The sequence below is a fragment of the Neptunicoccus cionae genome, assembly GCF_014643735.1.
GTDB classification, from domain to species: domain Bacteria; phylum Pseudomonadota; class Alphaproteobacteria; order Rhodobacterales; family Rhodobacteraceae; genus Amylibacter; species Amylibacter cionae.
In genome coordinates this window covers 1,081,314-1,094,404 of sequence record NZ_BMKA01000001.1, presented here as the reverse complement: position 1 = coordinate 1,094,404, position 13,091 = coordinate 1,081,314, and the positions used below count along the sequence as shown (strand labels likewise).

The following is a 13,091-nucleotide window of genomic DNA, read 5'->3' as shown; positions in this document are numbered from 1 at the left end:
GAATTGGGCTGCTGTGGGAAAATTTCCCGTCATTTCGCCCCGCATACAGCCCGCCCGCGACGAATGTGACCTTGCGCGAATCCCAGCTATTTACTATGGGCTTGCCATGACAGATCATGCCCCCCTCCCCGCTGAAACCTTCGACCACGAGAAGCTGCTGATTATTGATTTCGGCTCTCAGGTTACGCAACTGATTGCCCGCCGCCTGCGCGAGCTGAACGTCTATTGTGAAATTCATCCGTTCCAGAACGTAACAGAAGAATTTCTTGAGGAGTTCGCCCCCAAAGCGGTGATCTTTTCAGGCGGGCCGGCCTCTGTTATGACCGAAGGCTCGCCGCGACCGCCCCAGAAGGTGTTTGATCTGGGCATCCCAATCCTTGGCATCTGTTACGGCCAGCAGGTTATGATGCACATGTTGGGCGGTACAGTGGAACGCGGGCATGGCACGGCAGAATTCGGGCGCGCCTACGTGACACCGCGGGACGAACGGATTGATCTTCTGAATGGCTGGTTCCTTGAAGAGCGGGAGCAGGTTTGGATGAGCCACGGTGATCACGTCAGCGCCATTGCTCCCGGTTTTGAGGTATATGGCACATCCCCCAACGCACCTTTTGCGGTGACTGCGGATCTGGATCGCAACTTCTTCGCGGTGCAATTCCACCCCGAAGTACACCACACGCCAAATGGCGCGACTTTATATGAAAATTTTGTCAAACTTGCCGGATTCAGTGGCGACTGGACAATGGGGGCTTACCGCGAACAGGCGATTGCGACGATCCGCGAACAGGTTGGTGATGCAAAAGTGATCTGCGGGCTCTCTGGCGGTGTCGACAGTTCTGTGGCAGCGGTGCTGATTCATGAAGCGATCGGCGATCAGCTGACCTGTGTATTTGTCGATCATGGCCTGCTGCGTCAGGGAGAGGCTGAAGAAGTCGTGAAAATGTTCCGCGACAACTACAACATGCCTTTGATCCACGCTGACGAACAGGAATTGTTCCTCGGCGAGCTCGACGGGCAGTCCGATCCGGAAACCAAACGCAAGATTATCGGCAAGCTGTTCATTGATGTGTTTCAGAAACACGCTGGTGAAGTGGGTGGCGCAAAGTTTCTTGCACAAGGAACGCTTTATCCGGATGTGATCGAGAGTGTGTCTTTCTCGGGTGGTCCATCTGTGACGATCAAAAGCCACCACAATGTTGGAGGATTGCCAGAGAAGATGGGGCTGAAACTGGTGGAACCTCTGCGTGAGTTGTTCAAAGACGAGGTTCGCGCGCTGGGCCAGGAGCTCGGCCTTCCGCTGAGCTTTATCGGGCGTCATCCCTTCCCCGGACCCGGCCTTGCCATTCGCTGCCCCGGTGAAATTACCCGCCCGAAACTGGAAATTCTGCGCAAAGCCGATGCGGTTTATATCGACCAGATCCGCAAGCACGGACTTTACGATGAAATCTGGCAAGCCTTTGTCGCCATTCTTCCGGTGAAAACCGTGGGGGTCATGGGCGACGGGCGGACTTATGATTATGCTTGCGCGCTGCGGGCTGTGACATCTGTGGACGGGATGACGGCAGATTATTATCCGTTCAGCCATGAATTCCTTGGCGAAACCGCAACGCGGATCATCAATGAAGTCGAAGGCATCAATCGCGTGACCTATGACATCACATCAAAACCTCCGGGCACTATTGAGTGGGAGTGATCCCGTTCCGGTAAATTCCGAGCGCTCCGCGCGGGGATATTTGAACCAAAAAGAGACGCGCTGCAGGACACACCTGCGGCGCGTTTTTCCGTTTCAGAAACTGAGTGCGCGTTGCAGTTTGTAATAGCGTGCCAGCATCGTAACGGCCGCCAGTGTCAGGCCTATCACCAGCCCGCCCCAAACGCCTTGCGCACCGTATCCCATCGGAAAGCCGAGGATATAAGCCATAGGCGCGCCGACACACCAATAGCTGAAGACGGCCAGAACCATAGGGACGGTGGTATCCTTGATCCCGCGAAGCATCCCGAGCGCTGCAACTTGGGTGGCGTCAACGATCTGGAACGCGGCCGAGATCATCAGGAGCAACACGCCCATTTCGACAATCGCGGGGAGGTTCGGTTCAGACGGATCCAGAAACAACCGCATCAAGGGACGCGGGATGGTCAGATACAGCGTCATCGTCACCAATGAAAACAGGAACGCCCCCCATATCACCACGGCGGCGGCGCGGGACAGGCCGAGCTTATCCTTGCGCCCCAAAGCGCGACCCGCGCGGATCGTTCCCACGTTGGAGATTCCAAGCGGCACCATAAAGCCGACTGAAGTGATTTGCAGAACCACCGCATGGGCTGCCAGCGCCACTGTGCCCGACCATCCGATCATAACCGTAGCGGCTGAAAATAACCCGGTTTCCGCAAGCAGGGTCAGCGAGATGGGCCAACCGAGTTTGAAAGTCTCGACAAATGCCTCGCGGTCAAAGCGGAACGGGTTCAGAAACAGGTCGTATTTTTTCAGTGCTGGCAAGACCCAGCAGTAATATAGCAAAAAGACGAAATCGATTGTAATCGTGAGGATAGAGGCCCAAGCCGCCCCGCGCGCCCCCATTTCCGGAAAGCCGAAATTCCCGAAGATGAACGCATAGTTGAAGATCACATTGGCCCCGGCTGCAACCAGCGTTGCGATCAGGACCACTTGGGCCCGTTCCAGTGCCGAGAGGTAGCTTTTCAACACCATGATCCAAAGCGCGGGGAACAGTCCGAACACCGCGATTCGCATATACTCTGAAGCAATCCGCGCCAGATGTTCCTGCTGCCCGAGAAACAGAAGGATCGTTTCGATATGCCAGAGCGGAACAGCCAATAGCAGGCCGTAAAACAGCACCAGCCAAGCCCCCATACGCACTGAACGGCGGACCTGACGATCATCCTCGGCCCCAATGGCACTCGCACAGAGCGGCATCACCGCAAAGGCAAAGCCGGACCCGACGATAAACACGACAAAGTATGCCTGCGTGGCCAGAACGACCGCCGCCAGCGCATCTACCGAATACCAGCCAAGCATGGCCACGTCGGTGATATGGGTCAGCATCTGCGCGATATGGCTCCCCACCAGGGGCAAACCAAGCAGCAGGGACGCGCGGATGTGGCCTCGCCAGGACATGGGGGGAATCGTATTCATAGGGCTTGCTCTGTTAACGGTTTCGATGATGTGACCGGCCCGACAGGAGAAATTTCCCGACCGTAGCTAGGGACAGGCACCTAGTGGATAGTGTGCCAGCACACCATGATGGTCGGACCCCAGAAGATCAAGGGTTGATACCCGCCCTTCGCACCCCTTGGGGGCAAGCACATGGTCTATTGGAACCATCACGTGCCCCTCCACCAGAAAGGTATCGACAGTCCGCCCGACCCGCTGGGTTCGCGTTGCCGTTTCGATCCGCGTCATCGTGTAGGACCAAGGCACCATGTTAAAATCCCCCCCCAGCACCACAGGCCCTGTTAACTTTTCAAGGACCGGTAGAATCCGCGTGACTTGTTCGGCCTGTTCCAACGGAAACGGCCAGCGGAGATGCAATGTCACCAGCCAGACCGGGCCTTCCGGCGTTACCACCTGCACTGCCAGCAACCCGTGGCCGGGCATACAAACGCGGCTGTCCGGTACCATATCAAACCGGCTTGCCAGCGCGATGCCCCGGTCATCTTCGCCAAGACAGACACTTTGTGTCGGATAGTCGTCCTCTAGCGCCACCATCAACCCGTCAGAGCGCGGGGTCATTTCCTGTAGCGTGATAAAATCGGGGCTCTGCTGCTTAATGTCGGCGATGATTTCGGCAGGATCGTAGAGCACATAGAGCAGATTTTTCTGATAGTGCGTGTAAGGCAGATCACCGTCGGGCTGCGGTGCATCATAGCTCCATAAAATTGTGCCACTGGCCGCAACAGCCATGACAGCTGCGCCAAGCCCGCTGCGACGCCAGTTTAACAGAAAAAGCCCGCCACCACAGATCAAAGAGATAAACCCGAGATACAGGCGGAACACTGCAAGGCTGTCACCAAGCGGATGCACCGCCCCGCCGGCACTTGCAACCAGCAGGATCGGGGGAACAAACAAGATACAAACAGCGGCCTTTTTCATCACGGTGTCATGGCGCAACTGGAAAAAAGGTGCAATGGTTTCTTATAATTGCCACAGTCTGGCCCTTAAATGGCACCACCGTTTGGTTAAATAATTTTAAGTTAAAGTAAATTCACGTGTCCGAGGTTGGTATGAGCCTGTTTTTTAGATACTACGCATTTTTTGCCCTGTCATTGATGTTGCCTGTCTTTGTGCTGTTGCCTTGGGGAGACGAGAGCAATCCGCTGAACCTTTTGATCCGGTTAATGCTGCTTCCATCCTATTGCTGCGCTGTGATTGTTATTCTGGTCGGCCTGGTTCCTGGGCGTCTTGGGGAGGCAATGCGCACCGCTACCACCGAATCCGAGGAACTGGAGGCATGGCTTGCCCCGATTTTCACGATCACCGCCTTCCTTTGGGCCGGCCTGCATCTGATCGGCGTGTTGGTTCTGAAGGAGTTTAACGACAGCTATCCGCTGGTTTATCTGTGTCTTGGACTCAGCGCGCTGGCATTGGCTGGTTGGATCGGATCAATCGCTTACCGATCTGTGGGACAACAAACGGTTGCCGCACTCTGAACGGGGCAGTTTCAAACCCACTCTGCATCTTGCGCCGACCCGCCCTCTTTGGTCTAATGCACACAACCAAAGAGCCAGCAGGAATCGAGCAATTATGGCCGCAGATGATCTCTTCCGTGAAAAAGCGGAACAATCCTACGACGCCTCCAGCATTCAGGTGCTGGAAGATATGGAGCACGTGCGCCTGCGCCCCGGCATGTATATCGGCGGCACAGATGACCGCGCGCTCCATCACATGGTTGCCGAGATCGTGGACAACTCCATGGACGAGGCAGTCGCCGGTCACGCCAACTGGATCGAAGTTGAGCTGAACGCAGATTTCTCGGTTACGGTGCGGGATAACGGGCGCGGCATTCCGATTGATCCCCATCCCAAAGACCCCAGCAAATCGGCGTTAGAAATCATTTTCTGTACGCTGAATGCGGGTGGTAAATTCAACGGCGACAACTATGAAACATCGGGCGGTTTGCACGGGGTCGGCAGTTCGGTTGTCAACGCGCTGAGCGATCATGTCCGTGTCGAAGTTGCCCGCAACCGTGAACTTTTCGCAATGGAATTCAGCCGCGGCATCCCGCAAGGATCCCTGCAAAAGCTGGGACCGACCCAGAACCGCCGTGGCACATCCGTGACCTTCCACCCCGACGCAGAGATTTTCGGGGCCGCAGCACGGTTCAAGGCCAAGCGGCTTTACGACATGTCAAAGTCCAAAGCCTATTTGTTTTCCGGCGTTGAAATTCGCTGGAAATGCGATCCGTCCTGCCTTGGCAAAGATGACACCACCCCCACGAGCGACAGCTTTCATTTTCCCAACGGTCTGGCGGATTATCTGGCAGAGCGTCTTGAAGGGTCCTCTACATATTCCGAGCGTCCGTTTGCGGGCCATGTGAATTTCGCCGAGAAATTCGGCGCTGGTGAAGTGGGCAATGTGGACTGGGCGATCAACTGGACCCCCGCACGGGATGCGTTTACGCAGTCCTATTGCAACACGGTCCCGACCCCCGAAGGCGGCACCCATGAAGCGGGTTTCTGGGCTGCGGTTCTTAAGGGCATCAAGGCTTACGGCGAGCTTGTCGGCAACAAAAAAGCCACCCAGATCAACCGCGATGATGTGATGGGCGGGGGCTGTGCGCTTGTGTCAGTCTTTATCCGCGAACCAAAATTTGTGGGACAGACCAAAGACCGTCTGGCCACGGTTGAAGCGCAAAAGCTGGTTGAAAACTCTGTAAGGGACCATTTTGACAACTGGCTGGCTGCCGATACCAAAGCGGCGGGCGCCATTCTTGATTATATGGTGCTGAAGGCCGAAGAACGTATGCGCCGCCGTGCTGAGAAAGAAACACAGCGCAAGTCGGCAACGAAGAAACTGCGCCTGCCCGGTAAACTGGTGGATTGCACCAACAAAGACCGCAGCGGCACTGAATTGTTTATCGTGGAAGGTGATTCTGCGGGGGGATCGGGCAAAGGCGCAAGAGATCGCAAAACGCAGGCTCTGCTGCCGCTTAAAGGTAAAATCCTGAACGTCCTTGGTGCGGCCAGCGGTAAGCTGACCTCCAATCAGGAAATCAGTGATCTTTGCGAATCCCTTGGGGTTGGCATGGGCACGCGGTTTAACATCGAGGACCTGCGCTACGAAAAAATCATCATCATGACCGATGCGGATGTGGATGGCGCCCATATTGCGGCGCTTTTGATGACGTTTTTCTTCACCCAGATGCGCCCGCTGGTGGATGGCGGTCATCTGTACCTTGCCTGCCCGCCTCTGTTCAAACTGACCCAAGGGGCCAAAACCGTCTACGTCCTGGACGAGGCTGAACGCGACCGCTTGCTGGCTAAAGGTTTGGGCGGGCGCGGTAAAATCGACGTATCGCGGTTCAAAGGTCTGGGCGAAATGAACGCCATTGACCTGAAAGAGACCACGATGAACCCCAAAACCCGCCAGTTGATCCGCGTGTCTGTGGATGACGACGAACCGGGCGAAACATCCGATCTGGTGGAACGTCTGATGGGGAAAAAACCCGAGCTGCGGTTTGAATATATCCAGCAAAACGCACAGTTTGTGGAAGAACTGGACCTCTGAACCTTTGGCGGGCAGCGGGATTGCCCTGCCTTTGATATGAACTATATCAGGATCAGCCGCGATGAAACGGAACCTGTTATGCGAAACGCCTTGAAACCTGCCCTACTCTCTATTGCCGTGCTGGCGCTGGCTGCCTGTGAAACCCCTGCGGAAAAACAGCAGCGCCTGACCCAGCATAACGGTAAGACTGTCGAACAGGTCATGGCGTCCCTTGGCACGCCCGTCAGCAGCACTTCAACCCAAGCCGTCTGGGAGCGTCGCAACAGTTACGTGGTGCGCCATCCGGAGTATGAACGTATCGGCGGCGTGATGCTGTTGGTGGGATACGACAACCAGATCGTGAACCAGAAGTGTCTTTATGTGGCGGACTTGCAAAACAACCGTGTGGTGTCGAGCACGCTTTCTGGCACCGGTTGTTATAAAATGTTGCCCCCAACTGGTGGTTGACAGCTTGGCGCGGCACAAAAACCACGCCTCGCCCCTGCTGCACTGCTGCTTCCATAAACCCCTTTATCTCCGGTGCTTTACCGCCTAGCTTTTGCGCTGTTGCAAAAACGACCAATTTGCGACAGGGACAAGAAGGACTGATCTATGAAAACGCTGCTGAGTGCCGGATGCCTTGCCATAATGGCGGCCACTTCTGTGCAAGCCGAAACTGTTAATCGACGAGCAGAATGCGATGTCTGGGAACATGTGCCAGCCTCTGACGCCCTTGGAACAGCACCCACTGCGCTTTTGTTTTGTAACCGCGAAAGCGAAAAATGGCTCGCCCTGCGGATTGAATGCGATGCTGAAAACGTGCGGATGGTGATGCGCTACCGTCCGGGATTTGACTATACACCGCCAAAGCTGGACGAAGATGAAAACACCGGCGCACAGGCTGGCGATTTGCTTAGCCCTGAAGATCAGGAAGCAGCCAGAATCGTTGCAGCGATCCCTTATGACGACGGCGGTATCAAAACCATCCCTTCCGGCATCGATGACGGTCCGGCAGAGATGGTGTTTATGGATTTCAGCTCATTCGGTTACACCGGCGTCGCACATTACGATCCAACTTCAACGGATTGGGAAATAGAGGAAAAAGAACCTCTATCCCCCGTGTTCAGCCGCCTGATTTCCGGAAATTACGCCGACATCAAATTGCTGGCCTATGGCACAACAGAGCGTTTCCCGTTGCGCGGTTCCAGCAAGGCCTTAAGCCCAGTTGTCGAAACCTGCCGGATCGCCAAACGAAACGCAGAGCGGAATTAAACCCGCCCGACCTGTTTATTGATCCATCAGCGCCTGACACCGTGTCCACAGGGCCGTATCTATTAAAACCTCAGTGGGTATTTTACGCTTGGCACCCGGCAATCGGGCCCCCGGCTGGTCTGCAACCGCATCCGCCACGCGGGCCAGACGGTCATAAAAGGCATCGCCGGAATAACCTTTCGGATCAATCAGCAGGTAAAACTGCCCCAAATTATGGGGGGCGCCATCAGTCGCTTTCAGTCCTTTAACGTCCAGCGAATTTACTGATCCGGTTACGGCCGCGGCCAGAACCTCTACCATTAGACCGAACCCCCAGCCCTTATGGCCACCGGTCGACACCAGCGAACCTTTAAGCGCCGCGTTCGGGTCCTGCGTCGGGTTGCCGTCCGCATCCACCGCCCAGCCGAGCGGGATAGACTCCCCCGCGCTCGCTGCCATGGTAATCTTTCCCAAAGCTACAGCAGAGGTTGATTGATCAAACTGAAAGGCAACGCCGCCATCCTTGGCCGGTACCGCCAGCGCCATCGGGTTGGTCCCAAGCACCGCTGCATTGCCGCCGGGTGGGGAAACGACTGCCGAAGCATTGGTAAACCCGATCCCGATCAAACCGGCTTGCGCAATTTGTTCGGTAAAATACCCAAGCGATGTGCAGGTATGGGAATGACAGATTGCAAGGCTCGCCGTGCCCATTTCCTGCGCCGTTTCAACAGCAACAGGCAGACCACGCGCAAAGGCTGGCTGGGCGAAACCCAACCCAGCATCCACTTTGACATTGGCAGGTTTGGGCTTGGATACGACCGGCTCTATCTGCCCGTTGACCCGACCGGACCGCAACTGCGCGCAATAACTCTCCAGATAATACAGCCCGCAAATCAGATTGCCCGTAGCCTCTGCCTTGCGCACCGCTTTGGCCACTTCTGCTGCGATCCAATCCGCAGCACCATGTTTCACCATCGCCTGTTTCGTCGTCGCTTCGATCTCGTCCAGCGTTACGGTCAGCTTTTGCGCGCTTCCTGCCATATTTGCACCACGTCCTTCACGTTTAATGGAATACTCTGAGAGCAGTCTTGCACGGAACCGGGGGTGCGCGAAAGCTTGGGAGTGGGGGCTGGCTCGGCTATTTGACCTTTTTTGCCGAAATGCCCGCGCGCCGTGTTATGCGGGGCGTGATATGCCTCGGCAATGGTCAGTACGGGTGCATAACAGGAATCAGTCCCAAGCAACAGATCGCTCCACGCATCGCGGGTTTTTGTGGCAAAAATCGCTGCGAATTCTTCGCGTACCGCAGGCCAGGTGCTGCGATCCATCTGGGTTTTCGCCAGTTCCGCGTCCGCACCAATGCGCGCTAGCAATTCGGCATAAAACTTAGGCTCGATAGCCCCGACTGCCGCGTGGCCTCCGCAAGCGCATTTATAGACGCCATAAAACGGTGCCGCGCCGTCCAGAATGTTGGACTCGCGCCGGTCCTCCCAAGCATTTCCTTGCTGCATGGCATAAATCATCGACATCAGATGCGCCGTGCCATCGGTGATCGCCGTATCCACCACCTGCCCCAATCCCGAGCGGGTTGCTTCAAACAGTGCGCAGACGATACCATAGGCCATATACATGCCACCGCCACCGAAATCTCCGATAAGGTTCAATGGGATAACTGGTGTATCCCTTGGCCCGATTGCATGCAGCGCGCCTGACAGCGCAATATAATTGATGTCATGCCCCGCCGCATGGGCAAGCGGTCCGCTTTGCCCCCAGCCGGTCATCCGACCATAAACCAACCGCGGGTTCAGGGCGGAAACCTCATCCGGGCCGAGCCCCAAACGCTCCATCACACCCGGACGCATGCCTTCAATTAACGCATCAGCCGAACCGAGCAGCGCCTTCACCGTGTCAATATCGTCCGCATCTTTCAGGTCCAGTTCCACAAAACTGCGGCCCCGATCCAGAATGTCATACTTCAGCCCCATCAAATGTTTCAGGCCCGGACGCTGAATGCGGATTACCTCTGCCCCCATATCCGCCAGCGTCATAGCCGCGAAAGGCGTTGGCCCCAGTCCGGCAAATTCCACAATCCTGACCCCGTGCAATGGACCGTTTGACATGATCTTCCTCCTCATTTCTTGTGGATTCGATACCCGTTTTCCCAAACTCCAGCCAGTTAAAAGCAATTTCCCGCCATTTACGTTGCGCACAAGGCCGCATTGGGATGACAGAGCTGTCAAAAGCGCGTATTATGCGCCGCAGGGCCGGCATCAGACCGGTTGAGCAGTAATCAGGAGACATCCCATGACAGGATGGAGCAGGCGCACTTTTTTGATGGGTGCAACCGCAGGTGGATTGAGCGCCTGTTCAGGCGGAACACGCAGCGACGCACGGTTCAAAATCGACGATGACGTCAGCGCGGCTGTGCGACAAATGCAAACCGAACTTCCCTTCACACGATCCCTAATGGCCAACGCCGCCGGTGTCTTGATGATGCCGACCGTAACGAAGGCCGGTCTGATCGTTGGGGGCGCGTATGGTAAAGGGTCCCTGCTGATCGGGCAGGCGCCGGTGGATTATTACGAAGTATTCGCCGCTAGCTATGGCCTGCAGGCCGGTGCGCAACAGTATTCTTCGGCCCTGTTTTTTATGGATTCCGATCACTTGCGCAAATTCCGTGAACGGCCAGGCTGGACCCTTGGTGCAGACGTAGAATACACGCTGATTGACAACGCGGGCGCGGCTGGCGTGGACAACAACACGATTGACGACGCGGTTTACGCGGTTGTGTTTAATCAGGCTGGTATCCTGCTCGGGATTTCGATCGAAGGGTCCAAATACAACCGGATCATCCCATAAGGTCCCGACGAGCCAAGAATTTGAGAAAGCCCGCACGGTCCAGTAACCGGCGGGCTTTTTTATACCTGAAACAAGGGCGGCTTAATCCTGATACCACCAGACATCTGGCAGGAAACCGGTCCAGTCTCCGTAAACCGGCAGGCGTTCGGGGTAATGCAGCTTCGCATCATGGGCGAGAAAGCTGACCGGATTATACCAGATCGGGATCACATATCGTCCAGTGGTCAAAACCCGGTCCAACGCCCGCACAGCCGCATTGAACACCTCGGCGTCGCGGGTTTCCAGCATAGTGTCGATCATCGCATCTGCCGCCGCGCTATCCATTCCCATATAATTGCGGGTGCCCGGCGTGTTGACCCCGTCCCGCCCCCAGTAAAGCCGCTGTTCGTTGCCCGGCGACAGGGACATATAGCGGGTGAAATGGACCATATCGTAATCATAGTCCTTCAGCCGTTCGCGATGTTGCACCGGATCAATCAGCTTCAATCGCGCCTCAATCCCAAGCCGTTTAAGCGCATCCACAAAGATACCCATGATGGCTTCGTTTTCGGTGGCAGTGTTTTTCAACAGGATTTCAAAGGTGAACGGCTCTCCTGCGTTATTGACCAGAACGCCATTGTTCACCGTCCATCCAGCTTGCTCCAGCAACTTCGCGGCTTTGCGCAGATTGCGCCGGTTGCGCCCCGATCCGTCGGATTTTGGCAGGTGGTATCCGGTCAGGGCGTCTGTTGGCAAACTGTCCTTGAACGGTGCAAGGAGGCTGTGCACCGCGTCATCAGCTTCTCCGTCCTTCATAGAAAGCTGACTGTTCGAAAAGTAGCTGGTAATCCGTGGAAGCCCCCCGCCGTTCAGGGCCTGGTTGATGAATTCAAAGTTAAACGCATGCATCATCGCATCGCGCACACGGATATCCGCAAAAATCTCGCGCCGTGTGTTCATCACAAATCCGGTCATGCCTGTCGGTCTGGCGTGTGGGATCTCGGATTTCACGATCTCACCCGTGGTCGCTGCCGGAAAGTTATACTCCTGCAACCAGCGTTGCGCGTTGCCTTCACGAAAGACCGATAGCGCGCCTGCTTTGAATGCCTCAAAGATCACGCTTTGATCGGTGTAGTAATCGTATTTGATCTCATCCAGATTGTGCTTACCCGCGTTAAATCCCAGATCATTGCCCCAGTAGTCGCGATTCCGTTTGAAACTGACGAAACGCCCTGCTTCAAATTCATCAATCACATAAGGCCCTGTTCCGGTGATCGGCTGCAAACCGCTTTCCTCAAAGGGGCGATCCTCCCAATCCGCCTTGCGCAGCACCGGGCGCAAGCCAAGGATCATCGGCAATTCCCGATCCGGCGTGTTAAAGGTGAACTTCACACTGCGCGGGCCGGTGATTTCAGAACTTGCCACCTTGTCCCAACTGTTCAGATAGCGCGGATGCCCTTTGTCGCCCAAGGTTTCAAACGACCAGATAACATCCTGTGGCGTGACCGGATCGCCGTTTGAAAACCGTGCCTCCGCGCGCAGGGTAAATTCCACCCAAGAGCGCGCATCATCGGTTTCAACGGTCTCGGCCAGCAGCCCGTACAGCGTGAACGGTTCGTCATAGCTTTGCCCGAGCAGGCTTTCCACCACATGGGTGCGAATCCCCCAAGGCGCTTGCCCCTTCAAAATGTACGGATTGAGCGAGTCAAAGCTGCCCGGTTCCGCCAGTACAACGGTTCCCCCCTGCGGCGCGTCAGGATTCGTGTATGGAAGCGACTCATACCCCGCCGGAAGGGCCGGTTTGCCGTACATAGCGAGGCCATGTTGGGGCGCTGCAAGGGCCAATTGCGGTGCAATCAGGGCGAGCCCTGCCATAATAGTTACAATTCTACGGGTTCTACAGATCAGACGTGACATCGGCGCAACATTACACTCTCGGTTTGACGTTTTTCCATATGTATCAAGCCTGTCGGGGAAATACTTCAAAATTTTGCTTGGCGCAGGGATTGGGATTTTGTATAACATCTTTACTGCTCGATAGGTTTCTTGCCTGTATGAAACCTGCCTCAATAACTTAACGCCCTCCTTGTGAGGGCGTTTTTTTTTGATCTGTTTATCTAACAATTCAAAGCCTCCAGAGTGGAATCCCCTTATTCCATTGACGCTACGGTGCCATCTTGGGAGTTGCCCGCTCTCTTCAGTGCGTCTCCCCAAGTTGACCATGAATGAACCGATCCTAGGGAAGTCCGCCTTTTGAAGAATCGATTCTCTCACGTCAACA

Annotated in this window: 11 protein-coding genes; 6 read left to right on the top strand and 5 right to left on the bottom strand. The window is 55.6% G+C overall.

The window, feature by feature from the left end:
- Positions 1–106 precede the first annotated feature (106 nt).
- Positions 107–1,693 (top strand): glutamine-hydrolyzing GMP synthase, encoded by a 1,587-nt coding sequence (gene guaA, locus IEX10_RS04810; RefSeq protein ID WP_188671399.1) that lies wholly within the window; start codon positions 107–109, stop codon positions 1,691–1,693.
- 93 nt (positions 1,694–1,786) lie between these two features.
- Here guaA and IEX10_RS04805 read toward each other — a convergent pair whose 3' ends face one another.
- Entirely contained in the window at positions 1,787–3,151 is a 1,365-nt protein-coding gene (locus tag IEX10_RS04805) for an MATE family efflux transporter (RefSeq protein ID WP_229678421.1), read from the bottom strand.
- 66 nt (positions 3,152–3,217) lie between these two features.
- Positions 3,218–4,108: an endonuclease/exonuclease/phosphatase family protein gene (locus IEX10_RS04800; protein WP_188671397.1), complete on the bottom strand. Its 891-nt coding sequence runs from the start codon at positions 4,106–4,108 to the stop codon at positions 3,218–3,220.
- Positions 4,109–4,239: 131 nt separating this feature from the next.
- Between IEX10_RS04800 and IEX10_RS04795 the strand changes: the two genes are divergently transcribed.
- The 4 genes from IEX10_RS04795 (at position 4,240) to IEX10_RS04780 (ending at position 7,993) form a co-directional block, all read left to right on the top strand.
- A complete protein-coding gene (locus tag IEX10_RS04795; RefSeq protein WP_188671395.1) occupies positions 4,240–4,665 on the top strand; it encodes a hypothetical protein in 426 nt (141 codons plus the stop codon).
- A gap of 94 nt (positions 4,666–4,759) precedes the next feature.
- Entirely contained in the window at positions 4,760–6,742 is a 1,983-nt protein-coding gene (gene parE, locus IEX10_RS04790; protein WP_188671393.1) for a DNA topoisomerase IV subunit B, read from the top strand.
- 78 nt (positions 6,743–6,820) lie between these two features.
- Positions 6,821–7,189, top strand: coding sequence for a hypothetical protein (locus IEX10_RS04785; protein WP_188671391.1), 369 nt, complete (start codon positions 6,821–6,823; stop codon positions 7,187–7,189).
- Positions 7,190–7,333: 144 nt separating this feature from the next.
- A complete protein-coding gene (locus IEX10_RS04780) occupies positions 7,334–7,993 on the top strand; it encodes a hypothetical protein (protein WP_188671389.1) in 660 nt (219 codons plus the stop codon).
- Positions 7,994–8,008: 15 nt separating this feature from the next.
- On the opposite strand, the gene IEX10_RS04775 is transcribed toward IEX10_RS04780, so the two are convergent.
- Positions 8,009–9,013 carry an Ldh family oxidoreductase gene (locus tag IEX10_RS04775; protein WP_188671387.1) on the bottom strand — a complete coding sequence of 335 codons (1,005 nt, stop codon included), beginning with the start codon at positions 9,011–9,013 and terminating at the stop codon, positions 8,009–8,011.
- Positions 8,989–10,092 (bottom strand): CaiB/BaiF CoA transferase family protein, encoded by a 1,104-nt coding sequence (locus tag IEX10_RS04770; protein ID WP_229678420.1) that lies wholly within the window; start codon positions 10,090–10,092, stop codon positions 8,989–8,991. Before IEX10_RS04770 ends, IEX10_RS04775 begins: the two co-directional genes overlap by 25 nt.
- Positions 10,093–10,276: 184 nt before the next feature.
- Between IEX10_RS04770 and IEX10_RS04765 the strand changes: the two genes are divergently transcribed.
- Positions 10,277–10,831: a lipid-binding SYLF domain-containing protein gene (locus IEX10_RS04765; protein WP_188671384.1), complete on the top strand. Its 555-nt coding sequence runs from the start codon at positions 10,277–10,279 to the stop codon at positions 10,829–10,831.
- Between the two features lie 81 nt (positions 10,832–10,912).
- Here the strand turns inward: IEX10_RS04765 and IEX10_RS04760 are convergent, their stop codons facing one another.
- On the bottom strand, positions 10,913–12,727 hold the full coding sequence (locus tag IEX10_RS04760) for an extracellular solute-binding protein (RefSeq protein WP_188671382.1): 1,815 nt from the start codon (positions 12,725–12,727) through the stop codon (positions 10,913–10,915).
- Positions 12,728–13,091 lie beyond the last annotated feature (364 nt).